We start from the raw sequence: 15,451 nt of genomic DNA, 5'->3' as shown, positions 1-15,451 counted from the left end.
CAGCCGCTTGTTCGCTGGGTCAATAAGAGCATGCATTGTGAACCGAGTCAACATGGTTCACGGTGTTGAGTGTGTACACGTGCGTGAATGCGGCACTCTCGCTTATGGCTCGTGAATCGGTGGGTCTTGCCTACGTCGGTATGCTCGACGCCACACACGGGACGAGGAGAGCGCATGCCGGTGCAGGACAACGCGACCGAGGTGACCGCCGCCGGAATCGCACGGCTCGCCGGTGTCGGCCGCGCGGCCGTGAGCAACTGGCGCCGCCGCCACGCCGACTTCCCCAAGCCCGTCGGCGGCACCGAGACCAGCCCGTCCTTCGCCCTCGCCGAGGTCGAGGCCTGGCTGCGCCGCCAGGGCAAACTCGCCGAAGTGCCCCTGCGGGAACGCGTCTGGCAGCAGCTCGCCGGCCACCCCGAGGGCCCGGTCGCCGCACTCGCGCACGCGGGCTGCGCCCTGCTCCTCATCCACGACCGGCCCACCGTCTGGCTGGAGGTGAGCGCGGGCTCCGACGAACGCCTGGCGGCCATGCTGCCGGAGGCGCTGCGGCAGGTCCTGGTGGCGCGGTTCGGGGCGGGAGCGGGCAACGCGGGAGGCGGCGGCGCCGGTGGCAGCAGCTCAGGTGGCGGCGCTGTTGGCGGCGGCGCCGGTGGCGCGGAGGCGAACCCTCCCGGAGGCACACCCGGCGGCACCCCCGGGAGCGCGACAGGCGGCGTCGCTGTGAACACCCCGCCCTCCCGAGGAAGCGCGACAGGTGTTCACACCGGAGGAGCGACCGCATCGGGCGGCGACGACGCCCCGGCAGCCGGTGTGAACAGCGCCCGGCCTGTGAACAGCGGCCGACCCGTCAACACCGCGGGCGCCGTTCACATCCCCACCGGCCCCGAGATCCTCCCCTCCGCCCCACTCCTGCGCGGTGCGGCCGAACTGGCCGCCGAACTGGGCGCCCGGCAGACCTTCGAGTTCCTGCTCGGCCGCCACCTCGACGCCAACCCGCGCCAGTACACCCTCACCCCCGCCGAACTCGCCCGCCTCATGGCCGATCTGGCCGGCCCCGCCCGCACCGTCCTCGACCCGGCCTGCGGCACCGGCGCCCTGCTGCGCGCCGTGGCGGACCGCCCGGACCAGGAGCTGTACGCCCAGGACAGCGCACCCGAACTGGCGGCGCTCACCGCCCTGCGGCTCGCCCTGCACACCCACGCCGCCGTGCGCGGCGCCACGGGCGACACCCTGCGCGCCGACGCCTTCGCCGGGCTGCGCGCCGACGCCGTCGTCTGCCACCCGCCGTTCAACGAACGCAACTGGGGCCATGACGAACTCGCCTACGACCCGCGCTGGGAGTACGGCTTCCCCGCCCGCACCGAGTCCGAGCTGGCATGGGTCCAGCACGCGCTCGCCCGGCTGCGCGAGGGCGGCACCGCCGTGCTGCTGATGCCGCCCGCCGCCGCCTCCCGCCGTTCCGGCCGCCGGATCCGGGCCGACCTGCTGCGGCGCGGCGCGCTGCGCGCGGTCCTCGCCCTGCCCGTCGGCGCCGCGCCGCCCTACAACATCCCCCTGCACCTGTGGGTGCTGCACCGGCCCGGCCGCACGCCCGCGCAGCCCGAGGTGCTGCTCGCGGACGCCGGGCAGTTCGCCGGCGAGGGGCGGGGCGGCCCCGACTGGCGCGCGGTGCAGGACGCGGTGCTCGGCGCCTGGCGCGAGTTCGACCGCGACGGCACCGTCGAGGGCCGGCCCGGCGTGGCCCGTTCGGTGCCCGTCATCGAACTCCTCGACGACGACGTCGACCTGGCCCCCGCCCGCCACCTGCCGCCCCCGGCGGCGGCCGACGGCGCCGAGCAGCTCACCGCCGTACGCGAGCGCCTGGACGAGACCCTGCGCCTGACGGCCGACCTCACCCCCGCGGCGTCGGGCGCCGCGCAGTCCGCGCGCTGGCCGCTGACGACCGTCGGCGAACTCGCGCGCGGCGGCGCCGTCGCCCTGCGCACGGGCGGAAACGGCGGCCACGCGCGCGTGCCCGTCCTCACCGACCACGACGTGCTGGCCGGAACCGCGCCCTCCGGCACCCTGCCCGAGAGCGACGAGGAGGCCGTGCTGACCGAGCCCGGCGACGTGGTCGTGCCCGTGCTCGGGGGCGGCTCGGTGGCGCGCGTCGTCGACGAGGCGACCGCTGGCGCCGCCCTCGGGCGCAACCTTGCCCTGCTGCGCCCCGACCCCACGGCACTGGACCCCTGGTTCCTGGCCGGCTTCCTGCGCGGCACCGCCAACAACCGCCAGGCCAGCAGCTACGCCTCCACCGCCACCCGGCTCGACGTACGGCGGCTGCAGCTGCCCCGGCTCCCGCTGGACGAACAGCGGCGTTACGGCGCGCGGTTCCGCGCCCTGGACGAGTTCGAACGGGCGCTGCGGCTCGCCGGCCGACTCGGGGAACAGCTCGTGCGCGGGATGTACGACGGCCTGACGGACGGTTCGGTGACACCGGACTGAGACGCCGCGTCCCGGCGGACTCGATACGCCTGCGGCCGGCCCCCCACCCGGCCCCCGGCGGCCCCCGCGCGCACCACCCGCCCCACCCCGCCGCCGTACGACGTGATCAGCACGACAACGGTTCGGTACAACCCGGGACCGGTTGTCCTTGTCGGCCTATACGCTCGAAGCGACAATCACCGGACCGGCGTTGCCCGACGCCGGCCGCTTTCCGTAGGCCCGTCCCAGGGCACAGGCAAGGAGCTGTCATGCATGGCCACGGCTACACGCAGCCGTCGAGGCAGCCGCCCCCGACCGGGTGGCTGGTCTTTCTGCGCGTGCTGTTCGTGGCGATCTCGGTCCTCAGTCTCGGGTTCCTCACGTGGACGATGCTGCTGCGGCTGGCGATCGTCACGCGCAAGTCGCTGGACTGGGGCCTGTTCGTGGCCGTGCTGGCCGTCGACATCCTGGCGGTCGTGCTGCTCGGCACGGAGCCCGGCGAGGAGATCCACACGGCCGGCGGCTGGACCGGACTCGCCCTGCTGCTGGGCACGCTCGTGGTGGTGATCGCGTACTACCTCGCCGCGGACGTACGCCACTTCCACCAGCTGCGCTACGGCACCTACGGCACCCAGCCGTCGTACGGCTACCCGCCCGCGCCCGGGGGATACGCCCCGGGTACGGCCACCACCGTGCAGCACCCGCCCGTCACCCCGAGGACGCCGGGCCCGCAGCACACGCCGGTACCGAACCAGGGCCCGGTCCCGAACACCCACGGCGGCCCGCACACCCCGCCGCCGATGCCCGCCGCCCCGGCGCCCCCGGCGCACACCCCGCCGCCGATGCCCGCCGCCCCGGCGCCCCCGGCGCACACCCCGCCGGCCCAGCGCCCCGGACCGGCCCGGATCGACCAGGTGCGCGCCGAGCTCGACGAGCTCAGCAACTACCTGCGCAACCATGACGGCCAGGACGGCCGGCCCGAGGGCGGAAGGTGAACGTCACGGCAGGGCGAGTCGTCGCCGACCGCTATCAGCTGGCCACGCTCATCGGGCAGGGCGGCATGGGCCAGGTGTGGACGGCGTACGACCAGAGGCTCGACCGGCGCGTCGCGGTGAAGCTGCTGCGCCCCGACAAGGTGGCCGGCCAGGAGGCCGACGAGCTGCGCCGCCGCTTCGTGCGCGAGTGCCGGGTGACCGCCCAGGTCGACCACCCCGGCCTGGTGACGGTGCACGACGCGGGCAGCGAGGGCGAGGAGCTGTTCCTCGTCATGCAGTACGTCGACGGGGCCGACCTCTCCGACCATCTCGCCGAGCACGACCCCTATCCGTGGCGGTGGGCGGTGGCGGTCGCCGCGCAGTTGTGCGCCGTGCTGAGCGCCGTGCACGCCGTGCCGATCGTCCACCGCGACCTCAAGCCGCGCAACGTGATGGTGAAGCAGGACGGCACGGTCACCGTCCTCGACCTCGGCGTCGCCTCCGTCATGGACACCGACACCACGCGCCTCACGCACACCGGCTCGCCCATCGGATCACCCGCCTACATGGCGCCGGAGCAGGCGATGGGCGGAGCGGTCGGCCCGTACACGGACCTGTACGCGCTCGGTGTGCTGATGCACGAACTGCTCAGCGGGAACGTTCCGTTCGCCGGCTCCACCGCGCTCGGCGTGCTGCACCGCCACCTCTACGAGCCCCCGCTGCCGGTACGCCGGCTGCGCCCGGAGGTGCCCGAGGCGCTGGAGTCCCTCGTCCTGCGCCTGCTCGCGAAGGACCCGCAGCACCGGCCCGGCTCCGCGCAGGAGGTGTACGAGGAGCTCTCCTCGCTGCTGCCCCCGCGCGGCACGCCCACGGGCGCGCCCCTCGACCCCACACGCCCCTTCCTGCGCCCGCACGCCCCCTGGCCGGACCGTGCGCGCACGCCCGCGCCCCAGCCCGCCCCGGTCGCCCCCGTCGAGGAGCGGCCCGACGTCGCCCGCGCGGTCGACGAGGTCAAGCGGCTGCTCGGCGAGGGACGCATCACCCAGGCCGTCGACATCCTCGGCGCGATCCTGCCGGCCGCCGCCGAGCAGCACGGCGAGCACTCCCCGGTCGTCCGCACCCTGCGCAAGCAGTACGCCGCCACGCTGATGGACGACGGCCAGTACCGGCGCGCCCTGCCCGAGCTGCGCAGGCTCGCCGACGAACGCGCCGCCGAGGCCGGCCAGGCCGACCCGCAGTCCCTGCGCTACCGCTACGACGCCGCCCAGTGCCTGGAACAGCTCGGCGAACCGGCCGCCGCGCTCGCCGCCTACCGCGAGCTGCTGCCGTACTACGAGAACCAGTACGTCTCCGGCGACCCCGAGCTCGCCCACGACGTCCGCCGCCGCATCGGCCATCTGCTGCTCGCCCTCGGCGACCGGGGCGCCGCGCACGACACCCTCGTACGGCTGCTGCACGACGTGGAGCGGCTGCGCGGGCCCGGGCATCCGCTGGCCGCGGACGTCCGACGCACCCTCCAGTGGCTGGGGCAGGTGCGCGGCTGACGCGCACCCTCCGGGGGCCGGCACGGGCAACGGGGGCGCACCTCGCGTCCCTCGGAACACTCCCGTCCCGCACGCGCGCGTGCGGGACGGTGCCCGAAGTCCCGGTGAATCGTTGGTCGAATGGGTTGGCCAGAGCTGTGCCGCTGCCTACCATCGATCATCGCAAGACTTTGTGCACCGTCGCACAATCTCCTCGGGAGGTCTCCTTGCACCGCCGCCGTCGCACCGCGCTCGTCCTCACCGCAGCGATCGCCGCCGCGGCTCCTCTGCTCACCGCCTGCGGAAACGATGCGCACCCCGGCGCGGCCGCCGTCGTCGGAGGCCAGCGGATCACCGTCTCGCAGCTGGAGAACCGGGTCGAGGAGGTCCGTGACGCCCAGCGTGCGGCGGTGCCGGACGACGCGCAGTACGCCCAGGTCGTCGCCAGGACCGGCACGCTCACCCGCGACACCCTCCACGGCATGGTCCTCGACCAGGTCCTGCACCACGCCGCCGAGGACGCCGGCATCACCATCAGCCGCAAGGAGGTCCAGCAGATGCGGGCCGGCCTCGAACAACAGGCCGGCGGCGCCGACGCCCTGCGGACGGCCTGGCTGCAGCAGTACTCCGTCGCGCCGCAGCGCCTCGACGAGAACCTCCGGCTCCAGCTGGAGGCCCAGAAGCTCGCCGAGAAACTCGAAACGGACACCAGCCAGCCCGCCTTCTGGAAGGCCCTCTCCGAGGCCTCCGAGGAACTCGACATCGACCTGAACCCGCGCTACGGCACCTGGGACACCCAGAAGGTGGGCCGCGTCGACGCGAAGACACCGTGGGTGCGGGACGTCACGACCGGGGCCCAGCAGCCCGCGTGACCATGCCGGTGCCGGTGCCGGTGCCGGTGCCGGTGCCGGTGCCGGTGCCGGTGTGGGTGTGGGTGTGGGTGTGGGTGTCGAGGTCGATGCCGGTGTGGGTGTCGGTGGTGGCGGGCCGGGGTGTGGGCCCGCCGCCTGCCTGTCCGCCGGACCTCGGGCCCACACCCCGGCGTGATCGCCGCTCCACGCGGGCAGGCGGATGATGTGATGATCGCCCCCACCCTGTGGACAACGCCCGACACCGTCTCGACGGCTTGGGTTACGTTCGGATCGTGAACGCAACCAGCATCGAAGCCACCCCGGACCCCCGGGAGCCGCAGGAGTCCGAGGAGTACCCGAAGCCCGACGACGCCCCCGGCCGCATCGTCCTGCTCACCACCAGCCACCGGGTCGCCCCCGGCCTGCTGTCCTGGCCCGCCTGGCAGGCACTGCACTCCGCCGACGAGGTGCTGTGCGCGGACGGCGCCCATCCGCAGCTGCCGTATCTGCGCGAGGCGGGGATAGCCGTGGCCGAGGCGTCCCCGACCGCCGGGGAACTGGTGGACGCGTGCGTGGGCGGGCACACCGTGGTGGTCGTGGCGACCGGCGAGGGCGAACCGGCCCTCACCGACGGCCTCGCCCGCCTCGCCGGCTCCGGCCGGGTACGGATGCCCGAGCTGGAACTGCTCCCCGCCTCCTACGACCTGCCCGGAGCCCGGCTCCTCGACCTCGTGCAGGTCATGGACCGCATCCGCGCCGAGTGCCCCTGGTCGTCCCGGCAGACCCACGAGGGCCTGACGAAGTACGGCATAGAAGAGGCGTACGAGCTGGTCGAGGCGATCGAGGAGGGCGACCGCGACGAACTGCGCGAGGAACTCGGCGACGTCCTGCTCCAGGTCGTCTTCCACGCGCGGATCGCGGAGGAGCACCCCGAGGCCCCGTTCTCCATCGACGACGTGGCCGGCGGCATCGTCGCCAAGCTCATCCACCGCCACCCGCACGTCTTCGGCGACGAGACGGCCAGCACGCCCGAGGAGGTCAAGGAGCACTGGCTGCGCACCAAGGCCGTCGAGAAGCGCCGCACCTCCGTCACCGAGGGCATCCCGCTTCATCAGCCGGGCCTCGCCCTCGCCGCGAAGCTGTCCTCCCGGGCCCGCACCGCCGGACTGGACGTCCCCCTGCCCGGCACCGGCGCCATCGGTTACGAGCTGCTGGCTCTCGCGGTGCGCGCCGAGTCCGAGGGAGTCGACCCGGAGGCGGCCCTGAGAGCGGCGGCCCGCGCCTACCGTGACGCGATACGCGAGGCGGAGACGGTCGGCACACCGGCCGAGGGGGAGGACGGGCTCGAAGGGGAGGACTGACCACCCCACGGGAGCCCGGGCGTCGTGGGGGAGGACCGACGACCCGACGGGTGGGCCGGTCCGAGGGGAGGACCGACCCGATACCGTCGGTCGGTGACCAACCAGCCCCACCCCACCAGCCCCACACCCGACGGCACGGCCCCCGCCGCCCCCGAACTCTTCAGCTGGGAGTTCGCGGCCAACCCCTACCCCGCCTACGCCTGGCTCCGCGAGCACGCGCCCGTGCACCGCACGCGGCTGCCCAGCGGGGTGGAGGCCTGGCTGGTCACGCGGTACGCCGATGCCAAGCAGGCGCTGGCGGACGCGCGGCTGTCGAAGAACCCGGAGCATCACGACGAACCGGCGCACGCCAAGGGGAAGACCGGTATCCCCGGCGAGCGCAAGGCCGAGCTGATGACGCATCTGCTCAACATCGACCCACCGGACCACACCAGGCTCCGGCGGCTGGTGAGCAAGGCGTTCACACCGCGCCGGGTCGCGGAGTTCGCGCCGCGGGTGCAGGAACTGACCGACCAGCTGATCGACCGGTTCGCGGCGCGCGGCTCGGCCGACCTCATCCACGAGTTCGCCTTCCCCCTGCCCATCTACGCCATTTGCGACATGCTGGGCGTTCCGCGCGAGGACCAGGACGACTTCCGGGACTGGGCGGGCATGATGATCCGCCACGGCGGCGGGCCGCGCGGCGGGGTCGCGCGGTCGGTGAAGAAGATGCGCGGCTATCTCGCCGAGCTGATCCACCGCAAGCGGGAGGCGCTGCCGGAGACCGCGGAGGCGGGGGAGGACCTCATCTCCGGCCTCATCCGCGCCTCCGACCACGGGGAGCACCTCACCGAGAACGAGGCGGCGGCGATGGCGTTCATCCTGTTGTTCGCCGGGTTCGAGACCACCGTGAACCTCATCGGGAACGGGACGTACGCGCTGCTCACCCACCCCGGTGAGCGGGAGCGGCTGCAGCGGTCCCTCGCGGCGGGGGAGAGCGGTCTGCTCGCGACCGGGGTGGAGGAACTGCTGCGCTACGACGGCCCGGTGGAGCTGGCGACCTGGCGGTTCGCCACCCGGCCGCTGACGATCGGGGGGCAGGACATCGCGGCCGGCGACCCGGTGCTGGTGGTGCTGGCGGCGGCGGACCGCGACCCGGAGCGGTTCACCGACCCGGATCTGCTGGACCTCGCGCGCCGCGACAACCAGCACCTGGGATACGGGCACGGCATCCACTACTGCCTCGGCGCCCCGCTCGCCCGGCTGGAGGGGCAGACCGCGCTGGCCACCCTGCTCACCCGGCTGCCGGATCTGCGACTGGCCGCGGATCCGGAGGAGTTGCGCTGGCGCGGCGGCCTCATCATGCGGGGCCTGCGCACGCTGCCGGTCGAGTTCACGCCCGTGGACCCGCCGGAACCGGCAGACCAGATGCGCCAATCCCTATAGACCGGGGCAACCCGACCGTGCCGTTCTCCGTGTGGAACTGACGCGGGCAAAGGTGACACACCATCAACACTGTGATCTTCACGTGATCTGCGCGGCATGAACTTGTGACAAGTGATCGTCTGCCTATACGTTCACCCATCAGCGCGGCGCCTCGCAGTACCCGCCGCGCCGGTCGTTGCTGTCGCCCGAAAGGTCTCCGCATGCTCTCCGGGAACGGTCGTCACCGTCGCCCCCGTCAGGCTCCGGCTCTTGTCGTCGCGGCAGGAGTGACCGGCTCTGCCATCGCCATCCCGTTGCTGGGCGCCTCCGGCGCGAGCGCGGCGGACGCTTCCACCTGGGACCGGGTCGCGGAGTGCGAGACGGGAGGGGCCTGGAGCGCGAACGACGGGTACGGGCAGTACGGCGGGCTGAGGCTGAGCCAGCTCGACTGGGACAGCTACGGCGGGCTGGAGTACGCCCCGGGTCCCGACCAGGCGAGCCGGCGCCAGCAGATAGCCGTCGCCGAGCGCGTTCTCGCGGACCAGGGTGTCGCGGCGTGGCCGACGTGCGGTCCGCTCGTGGGACTCACGGCCGACTCGGGCGAGGCGGACGCCGGCACCGGTGCCGACGGGGACGATTCGGGACTTTCGGGATTGACCGACACTTCTGACTCGTCCGGTGCGTCGGGATCGGACTCGGACGGTGGCTCGGACGGTGACTCCGGCTCCTCGGAGGCCGGTTCGGGCAATTCCAGCAACTCGACCAAGTCGGACAGTTCCACCACTTCGGACTCCGACTCCGAGGCCGACGGGACCGCCTCCGCGTCCCCGAGCCCGTCTCGGGAGGCCGACGGCTCCGGGGCGGGTGACGCCGAGGATTCGGACAAGTCCGGCGAGAACGGTGGCTCTTCGGACAGTTCGGCCGGGGACGGTACCGGCCGGCATCGCGGCGCGAGCGCCGAGGAGGGCGCGGGCGCCGACGGCGAGGCGGCCGCCGAGGACGGCCGCGACGGCGACACGGCGGGCCGTCACGCCTCGCGCAGCGGCGCCGCCGCGCGTGACGCCGCCGACGGCGAGTACACCGTCCGGGAGGGCGACAGTCTCTGGGGCATCGCCGACTCCCTTGAGCTCCAGGGCGGATGGTCGGAGCTGTACGCCGGTAACCGCGAGACGGTCGGTGTCGATCCGAACCTCATCGTGCCCGGTCAGAAGCTTGCGGTAGGTATCGAACCGGGCGAAAAGTAGCGGGAGTTCACGTCACGGTTCGATGGCTAATGTCCGTTTTGGCGAAAGTGTGGGATGAGTCTCAGACGCCCTGATCGTCTTTGAAATTCCGCCAATCGCGTGTCTACGGTCGTGACCGCTCGCCAACGTGAGCCCCGGTCGCCGCAACGCCGAATCCTGCCAGTGGCGCCATCCGGGAACAGTCGTCGCGTAAGCGCCGTAGGCAGGAGCGGGGGACCCAAGGTAAGTGCCGGGCCCGGCAGTCGAGGTGACTCGACGCCGGAACCGGCTTGGGGTGAAGCCGCGCACCGAGGAGTGCGCGGCCGGGCAACTCAACCGGCCCGAACCCGACAGCTCACCTCGCAGGCGTCGGTGAGGGGATCCTCCATGCTGTTTTCCGGCAAGGGCAAGCACCGTCGTCCGTCCAAGGCCACTCGCGCCATCGCCATCGCCGGTGTGACCGGCGCCGCGGTCGCCGCCCCGCTGATCGCGGCCGGCGGCGCCTCCGCCGCCACGTCCTCCGAGTGGGACGCCGTCGCCCAGTGCGAGTCCGGCGGCAACTGGTCCATCAACACCGGCAACGGCTACTACGGCGGTCTCCAGTTCTCGGCCTCCACCTGGGCCGCCTACGGCGGCACGCAGTACGCCGCCACCGCCGACCAGGCGAGCAAGTCCCAGCAGATCCAGATCGCCGAGAAGGTCCTCGCGGGCCAGGGCAAGGGTGCCTGGCCGGTCTGCGGCGTCGGCCTGTCGAGCGCCGCGTACGACGGTGGCTCCGCCGCCCCGGCCGCCCCCGCGCAGCCGGAGTCGCAGCCGAGCACCAGCACCGACACTCGCTCGACCGAGCAGCAGAGCGCCTCCCGTTCGCAGGAGCGCCCCGCCGTCAAGAAGTCGGCCGCGAAGAAGACCGTCACCACCCCGACCGGCAAGAAGGTCAAGAAGGGTGACGGCGAGTACAAGGTCGTCAAGGGCGACAGCCTCAGCACCATCGCCGAGAAGCACAAGGTCAAGGGCGGCTGGCAGAAGCTGTTCAAGCTGAACCAGGACATCGTCGACGACGCGGACTTCATCTACCCGGGTCAGCAGCTGCACCTGAAGTAGTCCGCCGCGCGGCCGCCGCGGCCCGGCTCCCACCGGGCCCCGGCCGCACCCGGCCCCGGGCTGTCCCGGCCCCCACCGGACAGCCCGGACCGCCCCGGACCACTTTCGATCCCCCAGGGCCGCTCAAGCCCCCGGGCCTCCGGCCCCGGGACGTCCTCGGCGTCACGAGGTCACCCCGCCCCCACGGACCCGCCCCCCACGGACCCCCGGTCCGCGGAGTCGCCTCCGCCTCGCCTCCCCTCACCGGCCGTTCCGGCCCACGGGGTCGCCCGTCCCCACAGGCTTCCCGGCCTCACGGTGCCGCCCCCGTCCCCCATGCCCCCGCCCCGGCGCGTCTTCCCCCGTACGCGCCGGGGCGGAGTCATGTCCGGACACCTGTCCCGCCCGCAGGGCTCCCGTCCCCGACCCGCCCCACCACCCGCAACACCGCGCCCTCGCAGACCCACCTGGCAGACCCATGCCACCGACCCGCCCCACCACCCGCAACACCGCGCCCCCGCAGACCCACCCGGCAGACCCACGCCACCGACCCACCCCACCGCCACCAGCGACGGCCCCGAGCCACCCCTCGGTCGCCCACCTCCGCGGCCAGCCCCGTTTCCGCCAAGTTCGGAGACGTATCCGGGAACGCTTTTGTTCCGTTCAGAAACAATTTACTCTCGGTTCCGTCCACGTGATGAGCCATCGGCTGGCCGATCGGCCGGAGCCGGTTAGGCTCGTCTCGCAGAGCCACACCCGCGGCCTGCCCACCGCGTCACATCCATGAAGGAGATGCTCGTGCCGTCCATCGACGTCGTCGTAGCCCGGGAAATCCTGGACTCCCGAGGCAACCCCACGGTCGAGGTCGAGGTCGGCCTCGACGACGGCAGCACGGGTCGTGCCGCCGTTCCGTCCGGTGCCTCCACCGGTGCCTTCGAGGCCATCGAGCTCCGTGACGGCGACCCCAACCGCTACCTCGGCAAGGGCGTCGAGAAGGCCGTCCTCGCCGTGATCGAGCAGATCGGCCCGGAGCTCGTCGGCTACGACGCCACCGAGCAGCGCCTGATCGACCAGGCGATGTTCGACCTGGACGCCACCGACAACAAGGGCTCGCTCGGCGCCAACGCCATCCTCGGCGTCTCCCTCGCCGTCGCCCACGCCGCCTCCGAGGCCAGCGACCTGCCCCTCTTCCGCTACCTGGGCGGCCCGAACGCGCACCTGCTGCCCGTTCCGATGATGAACATCCTGAACGGCGGCTCGCACGCCGACTCCAACGTGGACATCCAGGAGTTCATGATCGCCCCCATCGGCGCGGAGTCCTTCTCCGAGGCCCTGCGCTGGGGCGCCGAGGTCTACCACACCCTCAAGAAGGTGCTGAAGACCAAGGGCCTGTCCACCGGCCTCGGCGACGAGGGCGGCTTCGCCCCGAACCTGGAGTCCAACCGCGCCGCCCTGGACCTCATCCTCGAGGCCATCAAGGAGGCCGGTTACACCCCCGGCGAGCAGATCGCCCTCGCCCTCGACGTGGCCGCGTCCGAGTTCTACAAGGACGGCGTCTACACCTTCGAGGGCAAGGAGCGCTCCGCCGCCGAGATGACCGAGTACTACGCCGAGCTCGTCGAGGCGTACCCGCTCGTCTCCATCGAGGACCCGCTGTTCGAGGACGACTGGGCCGGCTGGAAGATCATCACCGACAAGCTGGGCGACAAGGTCCAGATCGTCGGCGACGACCTCTTCGTCACCAACCCCGAGCGTCTCGCCCGCGGCATCGAGGAGGGCACCGCCAACGCCCTGCTCGTCAAGGTGAACCAGATCGGCTCGCTGACCGAGACCCTGGACGCCGTCGAGATGGCCCAGCGCAACGGCTTCAAGTGCATGATGTCCCACCGCTCCGGCGAGACCGAGGACGTCACCATCGCCGACCTCGCCGTCGCCGTGAACTGCGGACAGATCAAGACCGGCGCCCCGGCCCGCTCGGACCGCGTCGCCAAGTACAACCAGCTGCTGCGCATCGAGGAGATCCTCGACGACGCCGCGGTCTACGCCGGCCGCAGCGCCTTCCCGCGCTTCAAGGGCTGAGGCCCGCCCGGGCCGGCAGGCCCGACGCACGGCTGAGCCACCGCCTCCTGCGAGGCGTCGTACGTACGTCCCCGTACTCGGTCCCGTACCGTGTGCGGGGACGTACGCGCGTGAACGGGAGGCGGGCAAACATGGCCGTGAAGGACCGGGACCGGTTCTCCACCGCGACCCGGCTGCGGCTGCTCGGCGAGCAGACCGCGGCCCGTGTCTACCGCTCCCAGACCCGCCGCCAGGCCCGCCGCTCCCGGCTCACCGGCCGGGCCGCGCTGCTCGCCCTGGTCGTCTGCACCCTGGTGGTGGCGCTCGCCTACCCGATGCGGCAGTACGTCGCCCAGCGCGCCGAGATCGCCGACATGGAGCGGCAGCGGCAGCAGGCCCAGGAGCGGGTCGAGCAACTGCGCGACCTCAAGGCGCGCTGGCAGGACGACGCGTACGCCGAGCAGCAGATCCGGCAGCGGCTGCACTACGTGATGCCCGGCGAGACCGGGTACATCGTGGTCGACCCGGACGCGGCCAGGCAGTCCCGTGCCGACACGGGGGCGGCCGACCGCCCCTGGTACTCCAACGTCTGGGACGGCGTCGACAAGTCCGACGCCTCGGACCGTTGAACCGATGACGGTCCCGCGCCCCGGCCGTCGAACCGATGACGGTCCGGCGCCAGGACCGATGAACCGATAGCAGAAAGACACCTTCAGGCCTGATGGAAACGCCCCCGCCGACCACCCCCCGCACCGAGCCCACCGACGCGGACGTCGAGGCCTTCGAGCAGCAGCTCGGACGGCCGCCGCGCGGGCTGCGCGCCATCGCCCACCGCTGCCCGTGCGGTCAGCCGGACGTCGTGGAGACCGCCCCGCGGCTGCCCGACGGCACGCCCTTCCCGACGCTCTACTACCTGACGTGCCCCAAGGCCAACTCGGCCATCGGCACGCTGGAGGCGAGCGGTCTGATGAAGGAGATGACCGAGCGGCTCCGCACCGACGAGGAGCTGGCCGCGTCCTACCGTGCCGCGCACGAGGACTACATCCGGCGCCGCGACGAGATCGAGGAGCTGAAGAACTTCCCCAGCGCGGGCGGCATGCCGGACCGGGTCAAGTGCCTGCACGTCCTGGTCGCGCACTCGCTGGCGGCCGGCCCCGGGGTGAACCCGCTCGGCGACGAGGCCCTCGCGCTGCTGCCCGAGTGGTGGAGCAAGGGCGCCTGTGTGACGCCGCCCGGCTCGCCGTGCGGCGAGGGCGCGCTGACGGACGTGACGGTGGACGGCCGGTTCACCGCGCGGCCCCTGGACGAGGAGGACGGCAAATGACCCGTGTCGCCGCCATCGACTGCGGTACGAACTCCATCCGCCTGCTGGTCGCCGACGCGGACCCGGCGACCGGGGAACTGGTCGACCTGGACCGACGGATGACGATCGTGCGGCTCGGCCAGGGCGTCGACCGCACCGGTCGGCTGGCGCCGGAGGCGCTGGAGCGGACCTTCGCCGCCTGCCGCGAGTACGCGGCCGTGATCAAGGAGCACGGGGCCGAGCGGCTCCGGTTCGTGGCGACCTCCGCCTCCCGGGACGCGGAGAACCGCGACGACTTCGTGCGCGGGGTCCTGGACATCCTCGGCGTCGAGCCCGAGGTCATCACCGGCGACCAGGAGGCGGAGTTCTCCTTCACCGGGGCGACCAGGGAGCTGACGGGGCGCGCCGACCTGCGCCGGCCGTTCCTGGTGGTGGACATCGGCGGCGGCTCGACCGAGTTCGTCGTGGGTGAGGAGCACGTGCGCGCGGCGCGCTCGGTGGACATCGGCTGTGTGCGGATGACCGAGCGTCATCTGGCGCACGAGGGCCAGGTCACCGACCCGCCCGCCGAGGCGCAGATCACCGCCATGCGGGCCGACATCGAGGCCGCGCTCGACCTGGCGGAGGAGACCGTGCCGCTGCGCGAGGCGCACACGCTGGTGGGCCTGGCCGGGTCGGTGACGACCGTGTCGGCCATCGCCCAGCGGCTGCCCGAGTACGACTCGGCGGCCATCCACCACTCCCGGGTCTCCTACGACACCGTCCGCGAGATCACCGGGCGGCTGCTGGGCTCCACGCACGCCGAGCGGGCGGCGATCCCGTCCCTGCACCCGGGCCGGGTCGACGTGATCGCGGCGGGTGCGCTGGTGTTGCTGTCGGTCATGGAGCGGATCGGTGCCGCGGAGGTCGTGGTCAGCGAGCACGACATCCTCGACGGCATCGCCTGGTCGGTGGCCTGAAACCGGCGCTCACCAGGGCGTTTCTTACCGATCGGTAGTAATCGGCTGAGCATTCCGCGTACCGTATGAGCGCGTCCGGGGCCCCTTCAAGGGGCCCTTCGGGCCACCTCCGCGGAAAAGTTCGTGAAGTTCTTCACAAGGAATTCGACTCCGAGAGCCCCCGAAGGGCCTCCGATAGGCCGTTCCGGGGGCCCGGAGGGCCTTCGAATGCGAGACGGGGTCGTGTTCGGGGGTGATGGTCACCGGGGCGTC

General features: G+C 72.8%; 13 protein-coding genes and 1 riboswitch. Of the genes, 12 read left to right on the top strand and 1 reads right to left on the bottom strand.

From position 1 onward, the window contains the following. Positions 1-174 precede the first annotated feature (174 nt). From ACFYR0_RS23120 to ACFYR0_RS23105, 4 genes are all read left to right on the top strand, one after another. Positions 175-2,484: an N-6 DNA methylase gene (locus tag ACFYR0_RS23120; RefSeq protein WP_389331089.1), complete on the top strand. Its 2,310-nt coding sequence runs from the start codon at positions 175-177 to the stop codon at positions 2,482-2,484. 248 nt (positions 2,485-2,732) lie between these two features. Beyond that, the gene (locus ACFYR0_RS23115; protein WP_389331086.1) at positions 2,733-3,458 is read left to right on the top strand and encodes a hypothetical protein; all 726 of its coding nucleotides are present in this window, start codon (positions 2,733-2,735) and stop codon (positions 3,456-3,458) included. A 38-nt stretch (positions 3,459-3,496) separates the two neighbouring features. After that, positions 3,497-4,981: a protein kinase gene (locus ACFYR0_RS23110; protein WP_389331362.1), complete on the top strand. Its 1,485-nt coding sequence runs from the start codon at positions 3,497-3,499 to the stop codon at positions 4,979-4,981. Positions 4,982-5,187: 206 nt separating this feature from the next. Then, on the top strand, positions 5,188-5,832 hold the full coding sequence (locus tag ACFYR0_RS23105) for a SurA N-terminal domain-containing protein (protein ID WP_389331083.1): 645 nt from the start codon (positions 5,188-5,190) through the stop codon (positions 5,830-5,832). On the opposite strand, the gene ACFYR0_RS23100 is transcribed toward ACFYR0_RS23105, so the two are convergent. Then, positions 5,804-5,995 carry a hypothetical protein gene (locus ACFYR0_RS23100; protein WP_389331080.1) on the bottom strand — a complete coding sequence of 64 codons (192 nt, stop codon included), beginning with the start codon at positions 5,993-5,995 and terminating at the stop codon, positions 5,804-5,806. The two genes, ACFYR0_RS23105 and ACFYR0_RS23100, sit on opposite strands and share 29 nt — an antisense overlap. A gap of 109 nt (positions 5,996-6,104) precedes the next feature. Here ACFYR0_RS23100 and ACFYR0_RS23095 point away from each other — a divergent pair, with 109 nt between their 5' ends. The 8 genes from ACFYR0_RS23095 (at position 6,105) to ACFYR0_RS23060 (ending at position 15,199) form a co-directional block, all read left to right on the top strand. Beyond that, positions 6,105-7,172 carry a nucleoside triphosphate pyrophosphohydrolase gene (locus ACFYR0_RS23095; RefSeq protein WP_389331077.1) on the top strand — a complete coding sequence of 356 codons (1,068 nt, stop codon included), beginning with the start codon at positions 6,105-6,107 and terminating at the stop codon, positions 7,170-7,172. A 93-nt stretch (positions 7,173-7,265) separates the two neighbouring features. After that, a complete protein-coding gene (locus ACFYR0_RS23090; protein WP_389331074.1) occupies positions 7,266-8,597 on the top strand; it encodes a cytochrome P450 in 1,332 nt (443 codons plus the stop codon). Between the two features lie 266 nt (positions 8,598-8,863). Further along, complete coding sequence (locus ACFYR0_RS23085) at positions 8,864-9,820, top strand: transglycosylase family protein (protein ID WP_389331071.1); 957 nt, start codon at positions 8,864-8,866, stop codon at positions 9,818-9,820. Between the two features lie 184 nt (positions 9,821-10,004). Beyond that, a riboswitch (cyclic di-AMP (ydaO/yuaA leader) is annotated at positions 10,005-10,183 on the top strand. A 3-nt stretch (positions 10,184-10,186) separates the two neighbouring features. Next, positions 10,187-10,900, top strand: a complete 714-nt coding sequence (locus ACFYR0_RS23080) for a transglycosylase family protein (protein WP_389331068.1) — start codon at positions 10,187-10,189, stop codon at positions 10,898-10,900. Positions 10,901-11,671: 771 nt separating this feature from the next. Then, positions 11,672-12,958, top strand: coding sequence for a phosphopyruvate hydratase (gene eno / locus ACFYR0_RS23075; RefSeq protein WP_386379163.1), 1,287 nt, complete (start codon positions 11,672-11,674; stop codon positions 12,956-12,958). A gap of 131 nt (positions 12,959-13,089) precedes the next feature. Then, complete coding sequence (locus ACFYR0_RS23070; RefSeq protein ID WP_389331065.1) at positions 13,090-13,566, top strand: septum formation initiator family protein; 477 nt, start codon at positions 13,090-13,092, stop codon at positions 13,564-13,566. 92 nt (positions 13,567-13,658) lie between these two features. Beyond that, a complete protein-coding gene (locus ACFYR0_RS23065) occupies positions 13,659-14,261 on the top strand; it encodes a DUF501 domain-containing protein (RefSeq protein WP_389331062.1) in 603 nt (200 codons plus the stop codon). Then, positions 14,258-15,199, top strand: coding sequence for an exopolyphosphatase (locus ACFYR0_RS23060; RefSeq protein ID WP_389331059.1), 942 nt, complete (start codon positions 14,258-14,260; stop codon positions 15,197-15,199). Before ACFYR0_RS23065 ends, ACFYR0_RS23060 begins: the two co-directional genes overlap by 4 nt. The last annotated feature ends 252 nt before the right edge of the window (positions 15,200-15,451 follow it).

The sequence above is a fragment of the Streptomyces sp. NPDC005017 genome (assembly GCF_042873115.1).
GTDB lineage: Bacteria > Actinomycetota > Actinomycetes > Streptomycetales > Streptomycetaceae > Streptomyces.
Note: the sequence above shows the minus strand (reverse complement) of the source record. Positions and strands in the feature narration are given on the sequence as shown.